Origin of the sequence: Kitasatospora sp. NPDC028055 (genome assembly GCF_040637885.1) — a bacterium.
GTDB lineage: Bacteria > Actinomycetota > Actinomycetes > Streptomycetales > Streptomycetaceae > Kitasatospora.
Map to the genome: position 1 here is coordinate 38553 of NZ_JBEZXE010000042.1, position 20266 is coordinate 58818.

General features: G+C 72.8%; 19 protein-coding genes. 9 read left to right on the forward strand and 10 right to left on the reverse strand.

Translation table 11 applies throughout. The features are described 5' to 3' along the window. The first annotated feature begins 20 nt into the window (after positions 1 to 20). The 3 genes from AB0F71_RS31150 to AB0F71_RS31160 all read left to right on the forward strand — a co-directional run bounded on the left by AB0F71_RS31150 (position 21) and on the right by AB0F71_RS31160 (position 2963). Positions 21 to 1031, forward strand: coding sequence for a hypothetical protein (locus tag AB0F71_RS31150; RefSeq protein ID WP_360241369.1), 1011 nt, complete (start codon positions 21 to 23; stop codon positions 1029 to 1031). Positions 1032 to 1144: 113 nt separating this feature from the next. Further along, positions 1145 to 2005 (forward strand): hypothetical protein, encoded by an 861-nt coding sequence (locus tag AB0F71_RS31155; RefSeq protein WP_360241372.1) that lies wholly within the window; start codon positions 1145 to 1147, stop codon positions 2003 to 2005. Between the two features lie 97 nt (positions 2006 to 2102). Beyond that, positions 2103 to 2963 (forward strand): endonuclease/exonuclease/phosphatase family protein, encoded by an 861-nt coding sequence (locus tag AB0F71_RS31160; RefSeq protein WP_360241375.1) that lies wholly within the window; start codon positions 2103 to 2105, stop codon positions 2961 to 2963. A 191-nt stretch (positions 2964 to 3154) separates the two neighbouring features. Here the strand turns inward: AB0F71_RS31160 and AB0F71_RS31165 are convergent, their stop codons facing one another. Next, the gene (locus tag AB0F71_RS31165) at positions 3155 to 4207 is read right to left on the reverse strand and encodes a ParB/RepB/Spo0J family partition protein (protein WP_360241378.1); all 1053 of its coding nucleotides are present in this window, start codon (positions 4205 to 4207) and stop codon (positions 3155 to 3157) included. Next, positions 4204 to 4920 carry a ParA family protein gene (locus tag AB0F71_RS31170; protein ID WP_360241381.1) on the reverse strand — a complete coding sequence of 239 codons (717 nt, stop codon included), beginning with the start codon at positions 4918 to 4920 and terminating at the stop codon, positions 4204 to 4206. Before AB0F71_RS31170 ends, AB0F71_RS31165 begins: the two co-directional genes overlap by 4 nt. A 218-nt stretch (positions 4921 to 5138) precedes the next feature. Here AB0F71_RS31170 and AB0F71_RS31175 point away from each other — a divergent pair, with 218 nt between their 5' ends. Further along, positions 5139 to 5573, forward strand: coding sequence for a hypothetical protein (locus AB0F71_RS31175; RefSeq protein ID WP_360241384.1), 435 nt, complete (start codon positions 5139 to 5141; stop codon positions 5571 to 5573). Positions 5574 to 5635: 62 nt separating this feature from the next. On the opposite strand, the gene AB0F71_RS31180 is transcribed toward AB0F71_RS31175, so the two are convergent. Beyond that, the gene (locus tag AB0F71_RS31180; RefSeq protein WP_360241387.1) at positions 5636 to 7096 is read right to left on the reverse strand and encodes a hypothetical protein; all 1461 of its coding nucleotides are present in this window, start codon (positions 7094 to 7096) and stop codon (positions 5636 to 5638) included. A 250-nt stretch (positions 7097 to 7346) separates the two neighbouring features. Between AB0F71_RS31180 and AB0F71_RS31185 the strand changes: the two genes are divergently transcribed. Further along, positions 7347 to 7865 carry a helix-turn-helix transcriptional regulator gene (locus AB0F71_RS31185; RefSeq protein WP_360241390.1) on the forward strand — a complete coding sequence of 173 codons (519 nt, stop codon included), beginning with the start codon at positions 7347 to 7349 and terminating at the stop codon, positions 7863 to 7865. A 9-nt stretch (positions 7866 to 7874) separates the two neighbouring features. Here the strand turns inward: AB0F71_RS31185 and AB0F71_RS31190 are convergent, their stop codons facing one another. Further along, positions 7875 to 8678 (reverse strand): hypothetical protein, encoded by an 804-nt coding sequence (locus tag AB0F71_RS31190; RefSeq protein WP_360241393.1) that lies wholly within the window; start codon positions 8676 to 8678, stop codon positions 7875 to 7877. 112 nt (positions 8679 to 8790) lie between these two features. After that, a complete protein-coding gene (locus AB0F71_RS31195; protein WP_360241396.1) occupies positions 8791 to 11472 on the reverse strand; it encodes an ATP/GTP-binding protein in 2682 nt (893 codons plus the stop codon). A gap of 153 nt (positions 11473 to 11625) precedes the next feature. Here AB0F71_RS31195 and AB0F71_RS31200 point away from each other — a divergent pair, with 153 nt between their 5' ends. Next, complete coding sequence (locus tag AB0F71_RS31200; RefSeq protein WP_360241399.1) at positions 11626 to 11937, forward strand: hypothetical protein; 312 nt, start codon at positions 11626 to 11628, stop codon at positions 11935 to 11937. On the opposite strand, the gene AB0F71_RS31205 is transcribed toward AB0F71_RS31200, so the two are convergent. The 3 genes from AB0F71_RS31205 to AB0F71_RS31215 are packed head-to-tail and all read right to left on the reverse strand — an operon-like array spanning position 11901 to position 14419. Further along, positions 11901 to 13739 carry a zeta toxin family protein gene (locus tag AB0F71_RS31205; protein WP_360241402.1) on the reverse strand — a complete coding sequence of 613 codons (1839 nt, stop codon included), beginning with the start codon at positions 13737 to 13739 and terminating at the stop codon, positions 11901 to 11903. The two genes, AB0F71_RS31200 and AB0F71_RS31205, sit on opposite strands and share 37 nt — an antisense overlap. Continuing rightward, positions 13740 to 14132, reverse strand: coding sequence for a hypothetical protein (locus tag AB0F71_RS31210; RefSeq protein ID WP_360241405.1), 393 nt, complete (start codon positions 14130 to 14132; stop codon positions 13740 to 13742). Then, on the reverse strand, positions 14129 to 14419 hold the full coding sequence (locus AB0F71_RS31215) for a hypothetical protein (RefSeq protein WP_360241408.1): 291 nt from the start codon (positions 14417 to 14419) through the stop codon (positions 14129 to 14131). Before AB0F71_RS31215 ends, AB0F71_RS31210 begins: the two co-directional genes overlap by 4 nt. A 548-nt stretch (positions 14420 to 14967) precedes the next feature. Here AB0F71_RS31215 and AB0F71_RS31220 point away from each other — a divergent pair. Continuing rightward, positions 14968 to 15219, forward strand: coding sequence for a hypothetical protein (locus tag AB0F71_RS31220; RefSeq protein WP_360241411.1), 252 nt, complete (start codon positions 14968 to 14970; stop codon positions 15217 to 15219). 194 nt (positions 15220 to 15413) lie between these two features. Here the strand turns inward: AB0F71_RS31220 and AB0F71_RS31225 are convergent, their stop codons facing one another. After that, positions 15414 to 15980 (reverse strand): GNAT family N-acetyltransferase, encoded by a 567-nt coding sequence (locus tag AB0F71_RS31225; protein WP_360241414.1) that lies wholly within the window; start codon positions 15978 to 15980, stop codon positions 15414 to 15416. Next, a complete protein-coding gene (locus AB0F71_RS31230) occupies positions 15980 to 17260 on the reverse strand; it encodes a hypothetical protein (RefSeq protein WP_360241417.1) in 1281 nt (426 codons plus the stop codon). Before AB0F71_RS31230 ends, AB0F71_RS31225 begins: the two co-directional genes overlap by 1 nt. A 322-nt stretch (positions 17261 to 17582) precedes the next feature. Here AB0F71_RS31230 and AB0F71_RS31235 point away from each other — a divergent pair, with 322 nt between their 5' ends. Both AB0F71_RS31235 and AB0F71_RS31240 read left to right on the forward strand, forming a co-directional pair. Beyond that, complete coding sequence (locus AB0F71_RS31235) at positions 17583 to 18878, forward strand: aspartate aminotransferase family protein (RefSeq protein WP_360241420.1); 1296 nt, start codon at positions 17583 to 17585, stop codon at positions 18876 to 18878. Positions 18879 to 18932: 54 nt separating this feature from the next. Continuing rightward, a complete protein-coding gene (locus AB0F71_RS31240) occupies positions 18933 to 20201 on the forward strand; it encodes a hypothetical protein (RefSeq protein WP_360241423.1) in 1269 nt (422 codons plus the stop codon). The last annotated feature ends 65 nt before the right edge of the window (positions 20202 to 20266 follow it).

Below are 20266 nucleotides of genomic sequence, written 5' to 3' on the forward strand. Positions count from 1 at the left end.
ATCCGGAAGGAAGCACACCCATGGCCACCATCGCCGCCCACCAGCTCGCCGAGGCCCTCACCCAGGTCATGCCGCACATGGCCGCCCCGACCAGCACGACGCCGATCCTGGCCGGCGTCCACCTCGCCAACGACGGCACCCACCTGCACGCCATCGCCACCGACCGCCACACCCTCGCCGTCGCCCGCCGCCAGGTGCGCGACTGCGAGGACGAGTGGAACGCCACTGTCGGCGCCGTGCACATCGCCTACCTGCACGCCTGGGCCGAAGCCCACCCCACCCACCGCGACACCGTCGACCTGGACCTCGAGGCCGGCCTGCTGACCGCGAGCAGCACCGTCGGGCGCATCGCCGTGCCGACCATGGACGGCGTCCCCGCCCCCTGGCAGGCCCTGCTCGCCAAGCACCTCGACCACCTCGCCGAGCCGGTCGACGTCTCCATGCTGGACACGCAGTACCTGGCCCGCTGGGCGCAGGCCGGCCGCCACCTGCAGATCACCCAGGCCTCACCCGAGGCTCCGTACATCCTGGCCGGGCCCGACTTCATCGGCCTGCAGATGCCCGTCCGCCCGATCCTCCAGGACGCCCCGACCCGGACCGCGCTCGCCGCAGACTGGGCCCCCTCGATCGCCGGCGCAGCCGGGACGGACGTCGACCTGCCGTTGCCGGCCGACGGCGACGCGGCCCCCGCCATGACCGAGGACCTCCTCAAGCAGGTCCTCATCTCCGCCCAGGACCTATACCACGTCGTCGGCGGCCAGGACCCCGCGGCGATCGCCGCCCACGCCCGCGCCGGAGCGTACGCCTGGACGGCGCACCGCCTGCTCCAGGTCCTGCGGGTGATCGACCCGCGCACCACCGAACTCGCCCTCGCCGACATCAACGGCGAACTCGAGGCTGGCGACTTCCCGGAACTCGCCTTCGACGACGCCGAGACCCTCGGCCACCAGCCGCAGACGTGGGTCGACTCCTACCTCAGCGCCCGCGACACCAAGCGCGCCACCCACACCCCGGCTCCGGCGACGGTCTGACCCCACGCTTTGGCCAGCCGGCCCCGGCCGCCCCGGCCGGGGCCGGCTCGTTCGGCCTCACCACCCACCGCCACAGTGCCCACCATCCGCCCCTACACCTAGGAGATTCCCTGTTGACCGTCGTCCCGCTCAACCCCGACTCCCCCGCCAGCCACGCCGTCGGCCTGGACTTCGACCTCACACTCGTCCAGCACGATCAGGGCTGGCAGGACGGTCGGATCTACGGCGAGCCGATCCCCGGTGCCCTCGAAGCCCTGCGCACCCTCCAGGCCCGACGATCCGTTTTCGTCGTGACCGCTCGTCACCGAAGCCACCACCCTGCCGTCGCGGCCTGGCTGGCCCGCCACGGCATCGACGCCATCGTCGACGACGACCCCGACCGCGCCTACTGGCGGGGCCATCAGGTCCTCGTCACCAACAAGAAACTCGGCGCCGCCCTCTACATCGACGACCGCGCCCTCGCCTTCACCGGCGACTGGGACACAGCCCTCCACGAAGCACTGCGTCGCATCGGCGAGTTGCCCGGACTGGCGGCGCAGCCCGCCGCCGTCCCCGCGCTGACGATCCGCCAGCCCTGGCTGGCCGCGATCCTCACCGGCGACAAGGCGATCGAGAACCGGTCCTGGCCGACCCGCCACCGCGGCCCGGTCGTCCCGCACGCCGCCCGCACCCTCGCCCGCGACGGCCAGGCCGACCCGCTCGTCCGCGCCGTCCTCGCCCGCCCCGGCGCCCCCGCGCTGACGACCGGCGCCCTCGTCGCCACCGCCTACATCACCGACTGCCACCGCGACACCGGCTGCTGCCGCCCCTGGGGCCTGCCCGGCCAATGGCACTGGACCCTCACCGACGTCCAGGCCCTCGCCGACCCCATCCCCGCCGCCGGCCGCCTCGGCCTCTGGCGCCTCGACCCCGGCCAGCACGCCCTGCTCCACCGCCGCCAGGCCGCCGTCCTGCCCACCCTCGCACACCGCTGACCCCACCGGCCCCGGCCGCGCACCCGCCCGGCCGACGCCGGGCGGGTGCTCCCTACCTGGCACCACCACACCGTACGAAGAGAGGGAGAACCGAACCGTGATTGTCACCATCGCCGTCCAGAACCTGAAACGAGGCGGCCTGTTCGACGCAGACGGCGGCCGCGAAGACCGATGGCCGCAGCTCGCCAAGCGCATCACCGCCGTCGACCCGGACCTGACCCTGCTCCAAGAAGCAGAGGGGTGGGCCGACGCCGGCCACCGCCAGCTCGTCCGCGCCGAGCACGACCTCGGCATGGACGGACTCCTCGCCCCCTCCCGCTCCGGCCGCGGAACCGCCCTGCTCTACCGGCGCGAAACCCTCGGCCGACGCATCGCCTGGAACACCGACTACACCGACACCGAGACGCACCACGGCTTCGGCGTAGCCGGGTTCGACGTCGGCCTGCCCGCCCCGCTCGCCGTCGCCAGCGTCCACCTCACCCCGTACAGCGCCGACAAGGCCCTCGCCGAGGCCGACTTCGCGGCCAGCCGCGCCTACCGGCACGGCCCCTACTGCATCCTCGGCGGCGACATCAACTACGCCCCTCCCGCCGGACCCGACCCGGCCTGGGACCGCATGCGCCCATACAACCGCGGCGCCCGCACTATCCTCACCGACCCGGCACTCCGCCAGCAGAACGCCCCGGTGCCGGACCGCCGAGTCGCCTGGAAGCTGTCAGCCAACGGCCTCATCGACACCGCCTGGCACCTGTACCAGCAGACCGCCGACGACACCCTGCTGCGCCGCACCGGCAACGACGACCGGATCGACCAGCTCTGGGTCTCCGCCCCGCTCGCTCCGGCCGTCGTCTCCTACACCCTGCTCGACACCCCCGACGACGCGAGCGACCACCACGGCCTGGCCGTCGTCCTTGACACCGACCTGATCGACACCGGCCAGCACTGGACCTACCGCTGACCAGCCTGCTGCACTGACCGTTCACTCCGACCCCTCCAACGGCGAAGGCCCACACCCCAGTCTTGGGGTGTGGGCCTTCGCTATTACCGGGTAATAGCCGTGGGCCGTCTGGTCAGGCGCTCCGCCGACATCACGGGGGCGGACCCGCCGCCAGCTATTACCCGGTAATAGCTGCCTCGGCGATCAGGCGCTCAGTCGCGCAGGTTTTCGATGAGGGCTTCCGTCAGGGCGTAGGCCTGACGCTTGTCGAGGACCTGGGTGATCGCGGCCGCGAACGCAGTGACGTCATGCCAGTCGACGTCGAGCGGGTTCGATTCGGCAAGAGGCTCTCGGGGTTCGGGGACAGCAGTAACGACGGTGGTGGATGCCGGAGAGAGGCTCTGTTCCATGTTGGCGGCCGTTCGACCGGCATCATCCATTACCGGGTAATGGGTTCCGGCTGATGACGGCAACTCCTTGTCACGGAGCTGGGAACCGGCCGAGGGCGCTGGTGCCGTGCTCCGTAGCTGCGGCTTCGAAGGCTTGGGTTCGGTTACTTCCCTCTGCTGCGCCCCGCTCACTGCGCTGGAGGTTGCGTTCAGGCTGGCCTCGTACGCCGCCATCTGCTCGTCCCGCGGCAGTCCCACAAAGGTCCGTGCTGCCTTCAAGCCCAGCTCGCCCGACGCGACCTTCAAGCGCAGCCCAGGGGTCAGGTTCAGCAGGGCGATCCGCTGCGACACGAACCCCTGGGTCTTCCCGATGCCCTTGGCGACCTTGGTCTGGGCCATGCCGCGGCCATTTGGCGGCGGGTCGGTGAGGACGCGCAGCGCCTCGGCCTCCTGAATGGGATCGAGGCCGACCCGAAGAAGGTTCTCGGCGACAGCCCACACCAGGGGGTCAGGCGCGGCCTCGTCGTTGACGTAGGCCGGGACCTCGCTCAGCCCGGCGTGCACTGCCGCAGCAAGGCGGCGATGTCCGGCGACTACAACGTAGAGCCGATCGCCGACCTGGGGTGCGTATACGGGATTGTGCTGGAGGAACGCTGACGCCGTGCACAGTGTGAGCGGCGTGATGACGCCTACGGTCTCGATGCTGCCCGCGAGGTCGAGGAACTCCTGGTCGGCTTCGTCGATCTCACCGCGAGGGTTGCCCGGGTTGGGAGCGATCTGACTGATGTCGACGAGCGGTGGGCGCGGTGCACCGTGGGTGGGCTCATCGAGCGGCTCGCCGTCGAGCATGTCGGCGAGGTTGACACGGCGGCTCATCGTGCGGATCCGTTCAGGTTGAGCTCCAGGGCCAGTTTGAAGAAGTCCTCGCGAGCTTCGAAAGAAGCCCGGTTGGGCTTGTACTGGGTGACGACCAGTCCCTCGGCGGCCGCACGAGCGTGGATCTTGTAATGCCGCACGACGGTCTTCGCGAGCGGGAAACCGTTCTTCTCTACGAACTCCTGGGTCTGCTTCAGATCGACGTCCCCGTCGCGCGGGTCCCAGTTATTGATGACAACGGTGTAAGGCAGGCCACGGGGCTCGACGATCTGGCGGACCGTACGAACGGTGGGCTTGAACCCAAGCGGCTCCGGTTCGATCGGCAGGATCACGCTGTCGGCGTTGTCCAGCACGGCTCGGAGGATGTCTGCTGCCTTGCCGTCGCCGAGCGGGTCCGCGGTGTTGTCGTCGTCGGACAGGTCGAGCCACCCCGGTGTGTCGACGAAGATGTGCCGCACCGACTTGACGGCACGCAGCTTGCGAAGCGACCCGAGGTCGTTGTGCGCCTGGGCGAAAAGGAAGGGAAGTTCATCGCCGACCCGGTTGGACCACCATGCGGTTGACCCCTGAGGGTCGACGGAGACCGCGAGAACCGGGGGTTGCTCACCGGTCTTACGGCCGATCACATCGGCGGTGACTGCAGCGAGGTTGACGGTCAGCGTCGACTTGCCGACGCCGCCCTTTTGGTTCAGAAGAACATGCACGTGTGCCATGGAAGCTCCGTGTGATTCCCATTGCTGGTACTTCGGACTGTTACAGAATGTCAGAAGATCCAGATCAGAGCACATATGGGTGGCCTCCGGGCGCGCCATCCTCCGTATACGCCTTACATGCATCGATGCTCATCGGGTTCAACTGGGTCCGGTCGACCGGCTAGCCGGGATAGCTTGGAAGGAGAGCGAATCCACGGCGAGTCGAAGGAGCATCCCCGATGTCGTGGAGAGACGCTGTCCGGCCGGCTCTGAGGATGCTGCTCCAGCGGGACGACCACGTAGACCCGCACCTGGAGCTGCTGCGCCTCGGCGCGGAGGATCCGGACGTCGCGGCGGAGGACATCACCATCACCCTGGTCCTCGATGGCGCGCTCGTGACGGGGACCGTGGTCTCCACTGAGACCTGGGAGCGTCTCCACCTCGGCCAGCTCGGAGGCCAGGACTACGACCTGCACCGCGTCGTCCGGGAAGCGCTCGCCCACCTCGATGACGCGGCCGAGAAGGGCCGGCGCCGTCGCGAGATCGACCGACGCTTCCTCCATCTGCGGGACGTCACCTACCGGGCCGCCCGGACCACTCACACCCTGCCGACCTGGCGTGGTCCGGTCGCGGCGGTCAGCGGCTGGAGCCTGGGCGGGCCGGACGAGCGCTGAGGGCCCGCCGGCCGTCCGTCGACAGGGCAGGGCCCGTACGGAGCACTGCCGGGTGCAGGCCGTCAGCTGCGGTGGCCGGAGCCCGGTGGCGCCTCGGCCGCCTGGTGGCCGGGCAGGTGGACAGTGGGCGGGTATGCCGGCCGGGGCGGGATCTGTGGCGGCCGAACCGGAGGATCAGCGGGGTCGGGTGGGGCGAGGAGGTAGACGGAGTCCCCCGTCGGCTGGTCGTAGGGGCCCTCGGTAGGCGGCGGCACCGCCACGGACTGACCTGTGCCGATGCTGGGAGAGCCGAGGGGGCCGGTCTGCTCTGGGGACCGGGATGGGGCGGGAGGCTGGTCCGTGTGCGATTCCGGCCGGGCTGGCGGTCCCGGGACGCGCTCGGGAGCCGGTGCCGTCACGGAGACGGCCGGGCCGGGGAGGGGCTGGTCGTCGGGTTTGCCCGGGTGGCGTTTCGGGTGACCCTGTTGTGGTGGTGACGTCCTGTCGGTCGGGGACTGGGTGAGCGCCGTCAGAGTCGGTTCCGCAGGGGGCATGAGTGTGTCGGCGGGAGGCACGCTGGTGGGCACCGCCGGAGGCGGGGGCAGTGGTTGCTGGTGGCGCGTGCGGTAGACCGCGTACGCCTCGCGATTGCGCCAGCCGTGCCGCTTGCCCTGCGCGACGTAGAGGCCGGACATGATCCGGTGGGCGGTCTCGGGCTGGAAGACGGCCCGGGTACGGGTGAGCGAGGACAACGCGACGGGAGCCAGCCCCCAGCAGTCGGCGTCGGGCGCTGGCCGGGGCTGGCTGATCCGCCAGTCGTCGCGGGGGTCGCTGCGCCAGCGCGGCCAGTCTGTCCAATCCTGGCCGGGCCGCTCCGGGTGGCGGAAGTAGTGGACGCCGTACGGGAGAAGGACCAGCTGGCCGTCCAGCCAGTAGACGTGGCCGCCGGCGGCCACGATCGCCTCCTGCTGCCCGGTCGGGGCCACGGTGACGTGGGAGTCGGCCTTGCCGTCGAGCCACACCCCGATGGTGCCGACCTTGCCGAACTGGGCAGGGTCCTTCTTGAGGAACCAGACGTGCGCGGCGCCGGGGTGGCGTTCGCGGACGGCTTCGATTCGTCGGCGCAGCACGTCCGGCCCCGGGAGCCGGACGGGGGGTCGCTCGATGGCGACGGTGGTGCCGGAGAAGCAGGCGATGATGACCGGTCCAAGGCCGGTCGGCGCCCCGGTCCGGGTGTCAGGGAGTTCGATCGTCGCGGTGACACCGGGGACGGCGCAGATGGTGTCGCGGAACTTGATGACGACCTCGGTGAGGGCGTCGATCTGTGCCTCGCGGTCGGGGGCGGAGCAACGCGCGTTTCCCTGGTGGGCGAAGTGCGGCGAGGGAGAGGACGCCGAGGTCGGGACGAGTGCCTTGAGTATCAGAGGTTCCCCGCACGCCTGGCACTCGTACCGGTTGTCGGCCAGACCGCCTTCCAGGCCTTCCACACCGTCGTCGAGCCACACCACGCGCTCGGTGGCGACGTCCCACGCGCTTCTCCCCATGCCGTGATCATGCCGGTACGGGGAGTGGTCGGACAATGGCTTGACCCGGGAACAGGATGCGGGAAGTTCGGCACCGGGCTCCGACAGCGGTCGGCCCGCTGCTGGTGAGGCGAGGGGTCCCGTCGATGTCGGCGGCCTCCTCGCCGGTGAGCCGTTCGGAGACGCCGCCCGGCCGTGTCCCAGAGCCCCTTCGCCACCGACGGCTACTGCCATCCCGCCCAGGCCCGGCGCCCGCCTCCGAGGCGCTGCGATGATGTCGGTGCCGCCGCATCCGCCGAAGCCGATTGAGGAGCACGTGTCACCGCACCGACCCGGACCCGCCACCGTCCCTGCTGCCGACCCTTCATGGTGGCACGTCGGCAACGCCGTTCACGCCTCGCGGCGCAGCTTGCGGATGTCGCAGGCGGAGCTGGCCGACGCGGCAGGCATCTCCCGCCGCACGATGAACAACTACGAGATGGGCCGCGTATCCGGCCCCGGGATTCCACCTGGTCTGGTCCGCGTCGTGGCGCACCTCGGCTGGCCGGAAGGGCGACTCGAACAGCTGCTGGGGGCTGCGCCGGAACGCACACCTGCGGACGACTACCGAACCGTGACGGACTTCGCGGAGGCCTGCGTCGCTGCCGGAGCGGACTCCCGGGTGCGGGACATCTTCCTGCAGACGGCCCAGCTGCTCCTGGAACAGGCCGGCGTTCAGGTACCCGTGACCGAGGCTAGGGGCGTGGCTGACCACCCCGACGGCCCCGGTCCCCAGCCCGCCATCCCATAGGGCCCTGGGTTACACCGGGCGGGGCTCTTCGACCATGGCCCGGGCCTGGTCGGGTGTGATGTAGCGGACCTGGACATCGTGGACCTCGCCGTCCAGCGCCACCTTGGCCCAGCCAGGCTGGTACGGGGTGCGGGTGCGGCTGCCGGGGCCGGTGTAGACGATCGGCAGGCGCTGGCGTCGTCGGGGCGGGCGGGGCAGCCAGGTGCTGGGGGTGTTCACGGCCATCGGTTCCAGGACCACTGGGATGAAAGTGTCGAAGATCAGCGGGATGGCCACGGCGCTGGTGGGGCGGACGGAGGCGACCAGGTGCACGTTCATTGCCCGGCCCATCCGCAGGATGTCCTGTGTGTGCCGGACGGCCGCCGAGGCGGCCGGATCGCCCTTGTCGGCGGCGTCCTGCACCAGGTCCAGGTCGTCCACGACGACGACGCGAAGGTCCGCGATGGTCGTCTGGACCTGCGGGCGGTCCTCGTCGAAGGCGCGCTCGTACCGGGATCCCATCTCGCGCCAGGCGGTGGTGATGCCGTCGATGCTCTGCGCGAGGCCTCGATGCAGGGTGAGGTGGTGCAGGCCCGCGAGGTGGTCCAGGCCGGATCCCTTGGCCGAGCACACCACCGCGGTGGCACCGCCGGCGATGCTGTTCGCGGCGGTGAGCGAGAGCGCGGAGGTGCGTCCGCTGCCCGGCTCGCCGACGACCAGGAGGTGGCCGATCCGCTGGAGGTCGAGGCTGACGCCCCGCCCGGTCGAACGGTGTGTCAGCAGCGGCAGGAACTGCGCGTTGGCGCGCCTGGTGAAGATGTCCGGCGTGGTCATCGCCCCTCCTGATGTCCGGCCCGGCCAGGGCCACTAGTGATGGTGGTGCGTCGTACGGCGCGCTGCCCGGCGGCGCTCGTGCGGCCCCGGACCGTGGTGGCGGGTTCGCGGTTCACCGGTCGGGGTGCTGGCGTGCGGTGACCAGGGCGCGCCAGCGGGCGCGAACGGCCTGGTCGCCGTCGAGCCAGCGGGCGGAGGAGGGGAATTGGAGGTCGCGGCCGGCCATGAACGCCGCGATGTCGGTGTAGTAGGCGTAGTCACGGTCGCGGACGGCCTGGTCGAGGTCGCGGATCGCGGTGTCCAGGCCGTTGTCGTCGTCGAGGACGGCGTGGTGGAAGCAGCGGGCGAGGGCGAGGGTGGTGTGGGCTGCGCGGACGCCGGAGGCGCGGATCTCGGTCTCGAGGACGGCGGCGCGGTCGAGGTACTCCTGGCCGCCGGTGCCGGCGTCGCGGACCAGGGCGGCGATGTGGGTGGTGAGGGTGGTGGCGCGCAGGTCGAGGCCGGCCAGGAGCTGGGCGGCGAGGTCGAGGTCGTCGTCGGCCGTCGCGGGGTCGGTGAAGGCGCGGACGAAGGCGAGCTGGGCCTGGGAGGTGGCGCGTTCGCCGGCGACGGCGTGCTGTTCGGCGTCGGCGCGGGCGGCCTCGTATGCGGCGGCGGCCTGGTCCATCTCGGCGTGCACCCACCACAGGTCGCCCAGGACGCGGTGCTGGCGGCCGGCCCAGCCCAGGGTCTGGGCGGCGGGGGCGAGGCGGGTGGTGCCGGCGGCGACCTGCTGCATGCCCTGGCGCGAGGCCGTGCCGCGGCCGAGGTCGCGGTGGGCTTTGGCCCGGTAGTAGAGGGCCATGTCGGTCAGGTCTGCGGGGAGCAGGGTGCTGTCGATGACGCGGGTGAGGCGGTCGGCGGTGCGGGTGCGGTGCTCGCGCTGGCGGGCGGCGAGCGCGGCGAGGGTCTCCACCAGGGCGTCCGCCGGGGTCTCCAGCACGGCGACGGTGCTGTCCGGCCCGCCCGCGGTGGCCGACCCGGCCTGTCCGGTGGGGTTGTCGGGGGCGGGCGGGGCGAGGGGTTCCCAGATCGAGTCGGCGACGTAGGCCCAGGCGGCGTCGGCGAGCCAGCCGAGGTCGAGGCGGTGGTCGCGGGCCAGGCGCAGCCCTTGGCGCAGGCAGCCGACCAGCAGCGCGCGGCCGCCGGTGGCGGCGGTGGTCCACTGGGTGCCGAGGGCGGTGTGGGCGCGGTTGGCGGCGCGCCGCCAGTCCTGGTCGGACCAGCGGTCGTCGGTGCGGTCGTCGGCGCCGCGCAGGGTGGAGCGAACCAGGGCGTGCAGGTGGTACGGCCACAGCGCGGCCGGCTCCTCGTGCACGAGGGGCCGCTCGATCAGCCGCAGCGCGGGGGCGTCGCGGTCCATGCCGGCCGCGGCCGTGGCGAGCGGCACGTCGAACGCGTCCAGCAGAGAGGTAGCCCGAAGGACGTGGCGCTCGTCGGCGGTGAGGTCCTGGAGGGTGCGGGCGACGAGGGCCGGGAAGTCGGCCTCGAAGTCGTCGTCGGCCGGGGTGCGGGTGCGGCGGATCTCCAGGAAGCGCAGGGCGGCGAGGTCGAGGTAGAGCGGTAGGCCGTGGGAGCGGCGGGCGATGACGGCGCGGATGCCGGCGGGGATGAGGGGCTGGCCGTCTGCGGTGGTGAGGCGGTGGGCGAGGTAGTCCTCGCAGTCCTCCGGCGAGAAGTCGCCGATCAGCAGCTGGCGCGCACCGGCCTGCGAGGTCGTGCCGGCCGGGCCGGGGGTGCGGGCTGCGGGCAGCAGCGCCGGGGCGGAGGCGGTGGCGAGGTCGGGCCAGGCGGCGGGGCCGGTGTAGTCGAGCTGGCCCTGCAGCGCGGGGTCGGCCCACTGCAGCCGGCTGCGGCCGGTGACGATGAAGAACGCGCCCGGCATCAGCCACACCACCCGCTGGATGAGGCGTTCCAGGTCGCGGTGGGTGCGGTCGCCGATGTCCTCGAAGCCGTCCAGCAGCACCACCGGCACCGCCGCCTTCTTGGGGGGAAGCCGGGCGATCTCCCACGCCAGCAGGTGCGCGTAGTAGGCGAAGGACTCCAGGTCGGGTTCGGCCTCCAGCAGGTCCGCCAGGCGCATGCAGCCGGCGAGCGCCCGGGCCTTCTCATGGCGCTCGCGCAGGGCCGTGACCAGGGCGGCGGCGACCTGCCCCGCGGCGGAGCCGACCACGCCGGGCAGCGCGAGCTGCTGGGCGGCCTCGCCTACGGCGCCCTTGATCTGGCCGGGCAGCGCATCGCCCGCCATCGCGGCCAGCCCGCGGCGGCGCAGGTATTCCTCCAGGGGCTCGCCCGGGTGCGCGGCGTCCCAGTAGCGGCGCAGCGCGATGTCGAAGGCGGGCAGGGCGCGGCCGACGTGGCGGGCCAGCGCCAGGCGCAGGGTGAGGACGAGCTGCTCGAAGTCGGTGCCGGCGGCCCTGGCCAGGTCGATGCGTACCGGCAGCAGGCGCGGGCTGTCGGGCCAGGAGGGGGCGCCCCACTGGGCGGGGCGCCGGCTGGCGTCGGCGAGGGCGGCCTCCACCTTGCGGGAGAGCGTGGTCTTGCCGATGCCGCCGACCCCGTGGATGACGAGCACGTTGTGCCGTGGGGCTTCCAGGTCCTGGACGTCGAAGCCGGGAGCGGTGACGCGGGCCAGGTGTTCGCCGAGCGCGCTGGCGACCGCGGCCCACTGCCTTTCCCGGTTGGTGAACGTCTCCCCGGTGCCCAGGCTCCGGTCGTTCGAGCCGAACAGCGCCCGCAGATCCCGCCCCGCCATCGACGACTCCCCCTTCCGCACGGTCTGACCAGGCATCAACCTACGCCCTCGCGGGCCGCGGGCGGCCCGGTCCCGGCGGATGCGACCAGCGGCCGTAGGCTCCGAGCTGTCAGAACCCTGGCCTGCGCAGACTCGAGAACGAGGCGGCTTCCCGTGCACGACCCCGAGCGTCCCGACCAGTACGTCCCGGCCGGCACCGGTCCCGGCGCACCGGACAGCAGCGGCGACGACGACACCCGCGCCCGGATCGTGGAGAAGATCGAGCAGGTCGCCGCCTGGTACGCCGAGCGGATCCGTGGCGAACGCCGGCGCCCGGGAACCGATCCGGGCCGCGTCGCGCGTCTGCTGGCCGAGCGCGCCCTCTGCGTCGACGCGCTGCGCGACCTGCCGGAGATGACCAGGGAGGAGCTAGAGCGGCTCGAGGCCGACTACGACGCCAGGCTCAGTGAGATCACCGGCGCGTAGCGAGGGGCCGGGAGGGCCGCGGGCGGGGCGAAGGCGATCCGGCCGGGCTGGAGTGCGGTGGGTAGCAGCGGCCAGGCGAGGCGGGTGATCGCGTCGACCTCCCGCCGGTACTGCGGCAACGCCGCGCGCAGCTCGCGCTGGCGGGCGAGAAACTGGCGGGCCTCCTGCTCACCGTAGGGCCGCACCTGCCCGGCCCGGACGGCGAGCGTCGCACCGGCCGGCCCGTCCCACTGGCCGTCGGGCCCGAGGGTGTTGCGGAAGACGGCGGTGCCGTCGCGCCGCACCACGCTGAGGTGGTCCACCAGGTGCTGCTCCTCGACGGCCTGCACGCACTCCAGCACCGCTGCCAGGCACCGGTCGTGACCGGCGGCGGTGGTGAAGCGGCCCGGGCGGGTGCCGCCGCGGCTGACCTCGGCGTAGCGCAGGGCGGTGCCCTGACGGCTGTCGGCCGCGCGGACGTCCAGCACCAGCAGCTCGACCCGGTACCCGGCCTGCCGCCACGCCCCGGCGTCGGCGAGGAAGGCCCGGGCGCTGCCGGGGGCGACCTCGATCACGGCGTCCGCGCGCCGCTGGCGCACCAACTTCTCGGCCCGGGCCTGCCACGCCTTGTAGTCCGCCCGGATCCGGGCGGAGGCGGTGCGCGGGTGCTCGCGCAGCAGCCGGAAGTAGTCCGGGTGGGCCGCCTTGAACAGCTCGCCCGTGATCCATACCGGCCTCCGCTGCCGCAGCGCCCGGCGCACCATCATCGTGGCCGAGGTCTTGCCTGCCCCGGGCGCCCCCATCACGTAGACGACGACGGGCCGATCCTGCGCCACCATCTCCCCCAGGTCCGGGAGGATCAGGTTCAGATACGTCCACTCGTGCTCGTCGGCGGACAGCCGGTGGTAGTCGACGCCGGGCGGCCCGGGGACCGGCTGGGCGGTGCGCCGCACCGGCTCGGCCAGCGCCGCGCACCGTTCCGTGTCCCGTACGACGGCCAGGACCCGGTCGGCCGGGAGCCGGGCCTCCGCCCGTACCAGGGCCCGCTCGGTGCGGGCCAGGGACCGGCGGAAGGACGCGGTCTCCACCGCGTCCCACCAGCGGGCCTGTTCGGCCTCCACGGCATTGACCGCTCCGGGGCGCCGCACCCACGACCCGTCGACGAGTTCGTTGCTGTACAGGACCTCCAGGCCACGCCGCACGACCGTGACACGGTCCACCAGGCGCTCCTCTTCCAGGACGCCCAGGACCCGGGCCAGCTCGCGGGCGCACTCGTCGTGGTTGGCCCACGACACCCACCGCCCGGCACCCTCCCCGTCACCGAGGTAGCGCTCCAGCACCCCCAGCTGGCTGACCGCCGCCGCGCACGCCAGCGCCACCACCTCCACCCGGTACCCGGCCGCCCGGTACGCCAGCGCCTGGGCCCTGGCCTCGCCCGAGTCCGCGAGGGCGGTCTCCACCACCGCGTCCAGCCGGTGGGCACGCACGCACGCCTCCACCTCGGCCTGCCACCGCCGGGTGTCCGCCCGCACCCCGACACCGGCGATCCGCACGTCCTCGGCCAAGAACGTCCCGTACTGGGGGTGCGCGGCTTTGTACAGGTCGGATCCCACCCGCACCGCCCCGCCCCGCATGTCCAGGACGGCGTGCAGCTGGTTCCCCAGGGTGGTCTTGCCACTGCCCGGTGGCCCCGCAACCAGCAGCACCACCGGCCGCTCCTGCGCCACGGCGCCGCGCAGCACGGCGGGCAGGATCTCCTCGGTGAGGATGCGCGCACCCTCACCCGCTTCGAGTTCCTCCCCTAACGCACCCGGCAGCGGCACCTACGGCTCCAGACGGGGGTCGTCGATGTCGACGGTGGAGACCCCGGGCGGATACAGCTCCGGACGGGCCGTCAGGATCAGGTGCTGCAACGGCCGCGCCGGGGTCGGCAGGCTCGTCGCGATGGTGTGGGCCAGGTCCGGACCGCCGTAGCCGTCGCGCACCATGGTCGCCACCACCACCGCCGTGCTCGCGTCCAGCGGCTCGAACTCGAGCGCGGGCAACGCCATGACCGCGTGCGCCGCGCCCTCGTCCTTGACCTCGGCCTCGACCACGCACAGCACCGGCACCAGCAGATGCTGGAACGGACTGCCCAGGGCAGCGTCGACGATCCGGTGCAGACGCGGGTGACCTGCGGCCAGCGCGGACAGGGCACTGGAATCCAGAATGATCACGCGCTGCGCCTCGGGGCGACCTTGGCGCGCGCGTCGGCCGCGGCGATGTCGTAGACCCGCTGCAGCAGGTCCGGGCCATCGTCCAGCTCCGTGTCGGTGAGGGTCATCCCGAAGTGCTCCCTCAGCAGCCGGCGGCCTTCGGTGACGCGCTCAGCGATCTGCTCCTCGGTGGGCAGCGCCTGTACCAGGAGGGCCACCTGGGCGCCGATCGTGGTCTTGCGGGCCGCCGCGAGGGCGGCCAGCCGGTCACGCGTATCAGGGGAAACCTTGATCGTCGCATCAGCCATACCGCGATCGTACACCGCTGGTACACCAGCGGTGTACCGATGTGCGGAGGCCTGGAACGGCTGGCACCCGCCCCCACGGCAAACCGGCCGACCGCAGCGTGGGACACCTCACCCCACCGCGGCGCCCCGCGGGCCCCGCTGCGCCGTACGGTCGATGGGGATCAGGACCACGAGCACGAACGGGACGGCCCGGTGGAACAGCGCGGCGAAGATGCCCAGATGATGACCTGCGCGCGGTGCAGGACCGTGACCGAGCGCACCCCCTACCGATCCGGTGCCTGTCCCGGCTGGCCCTGCCACGCCCGTCACCGGCCCGAGGCCGCCGCCCGCCTCGAAGCGCTCCTCGAGCCCGGCTCCGACCCTGCACCGCCCGGCACCCGGCAGTCGGTACGACCCGCCAGGCCTGCCGAACTCGCCCCAGCCCGACCTCCCCGGCCGCGGCGCCTTGCCCGGCTGCGCCCGCGCCGCCGCCACACCGCTCGGCTGCCCGCTCAGGCTGTGGCCGCCGTCCTGGTACCTCCGGCGGCGTCACGTCGTTGAACCCGTGAGTGGGCCGACGCGGGTCCTACCGGCGGGCCGAGGAGATCTTCGAGGAGACCACCCGGCTGCTGGCCAACCCGCTGGCCCGCCCCGAGCAATGGGAGGAACTGCAGGGCTGGACACTGCACCCTGACCCACGACGCGGAGAACGGCACCAGCACCCCGATACTGCTGGCCCCGCTCCCGGCACGCCTCCCGGCGTGGACGCGGTCGCCGGGCACGTCGCTGCCCTGGACCCTGCTGCCCGCGGCCGCGGCTGAGCACCCGCGCGGGCAGGCCGTCGGGTCAGACCGTGGTGGTGCAGACGAAGCCGAGGTCGGTCAGTCCTTCTCGCCCCGGCCGCGCTGCGCCCGGTCATGAGCCGACTGGCGCGCACCCGGCTGCTCCAGGGGTCCGGGGTCGACGCGGTTTCTGGCGGTCCGGCTTGACGTCGGCTCGGCTCGGTCCCGGCGGGTCACGTTGGTGTGCGGAGTAGGAGGAGGTCGAGCGCCGGTTGGTCCGGTCCGGGGTGGTAGGGGCCGACGTACCGGTATCCGAAGCGGTCGTAGAGGCGTCGGGCGGGTCGGTCGCCGGGCATGGCGAGCAGGGACGCCCACTCGGCGTGCAGTGCTTCCAGCAGTGCGGCGTGGAGATGGGTGCCGATGCCTTGGCCCTGCTGGTGGGTGCGGACGGCGAGTTCGCAGATCCCGGCGAGGGCGGCGGTGGTGCGGGCCTCGGGGGGGATGGCGAGCAGGAGTTGCGCGCCGAACCAGTAGGCGGGGGAGCAGCGGAAGCCGTAGGCGAAGCCGATGTCGTGGCCGGCGAGCGAGGCCACGATCAGGGTGAACCGCTCGTGGCGGGTGTGTGCGGTGATCTGGCGCCGCAGGGTGTCGGGGGTGAATCCGGCGAGGGCGACGTCGTGGTTGCCGCTGTGGGCGTCGGCCCAGATGTCGGTGAGGGTGTCGAGGAGTGCGGCGGTGTCGGCGGCGCCGTGGCGCCGCAGGGACACCGGCGAGGTGCCGGAGGTGTCCGTGGTGTCCATCAGGCGGCCACGGCGGCGCGGTGGGCGTCGAGGTACTCGGCCACCCGCGGCACCTTCCGGTGGGGCCCCAGCGAGGTGGCGATGTTGTGGACGGCGCGGGCGAGCCGCTCGGAGTGCACATCCTTGAGGTAGGCGAGGGTGCGGTGGCCGGCGTCGACGGCGGCGTCGAGGTCGGGCCGTTCCCGGCGGGCCTGGTGCAGGGCGATGTCGGCGGTGTAGAGCGCGGCGTTGCGGGCGTGGCCGCCGGAGAACAGCATGACGGCCTGCTCGGCGCCTGCGCAGGCGCGGTCGAACTGGCCGAGGTCGGCGCGGCAGAGTGACTCCAGCCCGGCGAGTTCGGCGGGGACGAAGAACTCCAGCCAGTCCGGGTCGGCCTCCCGCGGGCCCTTGGCGTACAGGTCGTAGGCCCGTACGAGGGCCTGTTCGGTGAGCGGGCGCTCGCCTTGCAGCGCCCAGCCGCGGGCCTCCCGCATCGCCAGGAGCGCCAACCAGCGCGGGGAGCCGAGTCCGGCGGCCGCGCGCTGTGCGACCTGGGCGGTGCCGACGGCTTCGCGGGGACGGCCGGTGGCGTGGGCGAGGAGCGAGAGGCAGGCGAAGGCGTGGGCTTCCAGGCCGGGGTCGTCGGCGTGACGGGCGCTGGCCAGGGCCTCGGTGTAGAGGGAGCGTGCGTCCTTGGTGCGCCCGGCATCGAGTGCGAGCCAGCCGGCGGCGACGGAGAGCATGCCGGTCGCGGTGTGGAGCTCGCGACCGAGGCCTTCGTTGTAGCGGCCGTGCGCCAGCCAGGTCTGGGCGGTGCTCAGCGCGGTGGCGGCCTGCTCGGCGAGGTCGGCGGAGCCGCGGTCGCGATCCATCTCGTACAGCGCCTGCTCGGCCTCCCTCAGCGCCTGGAGGTGGTCGCGCCCCAGAGCTGGCCCCGCGCCCGACAGCGGTGCGGCACTCGCACCGCTCGGGGCCGCGGTGGTCAGCACCGCGGCCCCCAGGCCGAGGATCAGGCTGCGTCGGTGCATGTCCTCGTCATCGCCCTTCGTCGTCTCTGCCGTGCCGGGCGGGGCCGACCGGCCGCGGTAGCCCGGCTCCGTGAAGCCCAGTTCGATGGCGCTACGGCCGGTCACCCGGTGAAGCAGGCGGCGGTACTTGGCCAGCGGCCACTTGCTCTTGCCGTCCTCCCAGTTCGCGATCGTGCGGGGCACCAGGAAGACCGGCTCGCCCGCCTCGATCGACTGCTTCACCAGGAACGCGGCGGCGTCGACGCGGGAGAGCTCCCACTCGACCTCGCGCACGCGCCGAATCGTGTCGTTCGCCCTGCCCATGAGACCCCCGGGATGCGCCACTGCCGCCCCTTACCCCTCAGACGGTAGCGAAGCGGCCACGCTGCGCGACAGTGCCGAGCCCGTGGAAATTCCAAGGACGGACCCATCTTTCATCGCAATTTCACCGTCTTCTGACATCGCGTCAGCGCCGCGATGCGCGGTTCCCTGAGTCCACACCGGGCACCGACGCCTGGCCACCGCCGGGCCGGCAGCCAACCGGCCGAGTGCGGGCACCCCATGGCGACATCGGGGCGGCGCGGTGTGCCGCCCCTCCGAGAGGGGGAACACATCGGTGGACCGATATCCGTCCCGCCGCAAGCGTCTGCTGACGTCGTCCCGGCCCACGCCGGACTGGGAGGTCGTCGGCGCGAGCGGTGCCTGGCTCCACCGCGCCGACGGCACCCCGGTGCTCGACGGCTCGTCCGGGCTGCTGTGCACCAACGTCGGCCAGAGCAGCCCGAGGGTCCTGGCCCGCATCGAGGCGCAGTTCGCCCGGTACACCTACGGCGGCGCCGCCGTGGTACGACCGCACATCCAGCTGGAGCTGGCGGAGCGCCTGTGCGCGGCGGTCGGCCGCCCCGAGGACTCCGTCGCGCTGGTCACCTGCGGCACCCTCGGTGTCGAGGTCGCCATCGGGCTGGCCCGCACCATCACCCGGGTGCGCGACGGCAAGCGGCGCGGCGACATCCTGACCAGCGACCTGAGCTACCACGGGATGAGCGCGTTCACCCTCGCTCTGGCCGGCAATCACGCCCGCCGCCCCCACCCGGACGACGCGATGGGCCTGGCTCCGGGCTTCCCCGCCCCGTACCCGCCGACCCACCCCCACGACGGCGGCCAGGCGTGCACCGCCGACTGCGCCGAGGAAGTCGCGAAGGCGATCGACGCCCGCGGCGCGGACAACGTCGCCGCCGTGCTGCTGGAGCCGGTCAACGGCACCACCGGAGGCGCCTTCGTGCCGCCCGCCGGATACCTGCGCCGCGTCGGCGAGATCTGCCGCGAGCGCAACGTGCTGGTGATCCACGACGAGGTCCTCACCGGACTGTGGCGTACCGGCACCCCGCTGGCCAGCAACCGCTGGGCCGGCTGCGAGCCGGACATCGTGATCCTCTCCAAGGGCCTGGGCGCCGGGTACACCCCGGTGGCCGCTGTGCTGGCGGCCCCCCACCTCGCGCCGCTGCTGCACCACGAGGGCGCGGACCCGCTGCCCGCGATGGGCACCATGGCCGCGCACCCGCTCATGGCGGCCGCTTGCCTGGGCGTCCTGGACGAGCTGGAGGCCCTCCACCACAGGGCGCTGCGCGAGCGCGGAGAACGGCTCGGTGAGGGCCTCAGGTCCCTGACCGGCCTGCCCGGGGTGCAGGCGGTGCGCGGGCTGGGCCTCCTGTACGGCGTTCAGGTCGAGCCCGGCCTGCTGTGGCCGCTGCTTGAGCGGGCCGAGCGCCGCGGCGTCCTCCTCTACCCGTTCACCGGCGCCGGCGAGCCGCGCGGCGAAGGCCTGGTCGTGGCCCCGCCGCTGATCGCCACCGATACCGACCTCGACCACCTGACCGGCGCGCTGCGTGGCGCGCTCACCGACCTCACCTGAACCGAACCCAGCCGCTCGGGCCCGGCCGGGCCCGCGAACACCGAGGAGAATCCCGTGCTTCTGCCCTTCGTCGTGATCGACTCCCTGACCGCCGAGCAGTCCCGGCTCTGGCGCGAGCACTTTGCCCCCGAGCCGGGCGGCCGCAGCCCCGGCATCGAGGAGGGCATCTGGCGGCGCACCCAGGACCCGCGCAACGCCGAGCAGTCCGGCTGGACCGAGGACGACAACGGCCGGCGCCGCGTCGTCCACTACCGCCTCCACTACAACGTCGACCGCTCCCGCCCCACCGACCGCCTGGTCATGGACGAGCTGTACCTGTACGTCTCCTGGCTGGCCCCGGCCGACGAGATCGCCGCACACCGCGACGACCTGGAGAAGTGGCTGGCCGATGGCCGCTGGAAGCCCACCGGCGACACCTGGCGTCGCGGCGACCTCCTCGCCACGATCACCGAGTTCGACATCCACCCGCAGGACGAGCGGGCCGACCGGGACACCCCCGCCGGGTTCCGCTCAATCGACGTGCTGATCCAGTCCACGGACTACCAGCTCGCCAGGGCGTCGCGGAACCTGCCCTGGGACGTGCTGGCCGGCGGGATGCGCGTGAAGGAGGAACGCGGCACCCCCGAGTACGCCGCCGACCTGTCCGGCATCCTCGACCACCTGCCCTTCGTGGTGGAGGCCGGGTGCGGCACCAGCATCGAGGCCGGGGTACCGCCGCTGCACTGGCTGCACGAGGTCTACCGGGTCACCGCCCGCACCGGCGACGAGCTGACCCAGGGCTACGCCTTCACCATGACCCCCACCCGGGACATCCTGGTCAAAGAGGTGCTAACCGACACCGTCCGCAAGATCGACGACATGGTCAGCATGTTCCGCCGCCTGCTCAAGGCGGAGCCCACCGAAGCCCACCGGACCCTGAAAACCCTGTACGACGCCGGGCACGCGGTCGGCCCGGTGGCCACCCACAACTTCGACCGGCTCTTCGCCCGGGCCGGGATGACGGAGGCGTTCATGCGCCGCTACGACGAGAAGACGCCGCCCATGGACTACCCCGCCGAGGCCCGGTCCCTGCTGGTGATCGGCCTGCACGCCGACCGCCGAGAGGTCCAAAAGCGCGCCCGCGAGCGCGGGCTGAAGGTCTTCTTCCTCGACACCGAGGGCGTCACCGAGCGCGGCGTCCACAAGGAGTACCTGATCGAAGGCGCCCGGCAGGGCGACGTCGTCGTGCGCTCCGAGGCCATCCCCGCTCTGGGCCGCCTGGCCGAGCTCCTGCACACCCGGCCCGGCCCGGACCCGGCGGACCCGCCGACCTCCGCCGGCTGACCCCGGACCGGTCACGACCCCCGTCCAACACCAGGTAGCGTCAGGGGCACACCGAGTGACGGTGT

Bases quoted from the DNA above. Each gene is read 5' to 3' on its own strand.
- AB0F71_RS31150 (WP_360241369.1), top strand. From the start codon at position 21: ATGGCCACCATCGCCGCCCACCAGCTCGCCGAGGCCCTCACCCAGGTC.
- AB0F71_RS31165 (WP_360241378.1), bottom strand. From the start codon at position 4,207: ATGAGCCGCCGTGTCAACCTCGCCGACATGCTCGACGGCGAGCCGCTC.
- AB0F71_RS31170 (WP_360241381.1), bottom strand. From the start codon at position 4,920: ATGGCACACGTGCATGTTCTTCTGAACCAAAAGGGCGGCGTCGGCAAG.
- AB0F71_RS31175 (WP_360241384.1), top strand. From the start codon at position 5,139: ATGTCGTGGAGAGACGCTGTCCGGCCGGCTCTGAGGATGCTGCTCCAG.
- AB0F71_RS31180 (WP_360241387.1), bottom strand. From the start codon at position 7,096: ATGGGGAGAAGCGCGTGGGACGTCGCCACCGAGCGCGTGGTGTGGCTC.
- AB0F71_RS31185 (WP_360241390.1), top strand. From the start codon at position 7,347: ATGATGTCGGTGCCGCCGCATCCGCCGAAGCCGATTGAGGAGCACGTG.
- AB0F71_RS31190 (WP_360241393.1), bottom strand. From the start codon at position 8,678: ATGACCACGCCGGACATCTTCACCAGGCGCGCCAACGCGCAGTTCCTG.
- AB0F71_RS31195 (WP_360241396.1), bottom strand. From the start codon at position 11,472: ATGGCGGGGCGGGATCTGCGGGCGCTGTTCGGCTCGAACGACCGGAGC.
- AB0F71_RS31215 (WP_360241408.1), bottom strand. From the start codon at position 14,419: ATGGCTGATGCGACGATCAAGGTTTCCCCTGATACGCGTGACCGGCTG.
- AB0F71_RS31225 (WP_360241414.1), bottom strand. From the start codon at position 15,980: ATGGACACCACGGACACCTCCGGCACCTCGCCGGTGTCCCTGCGGCGC.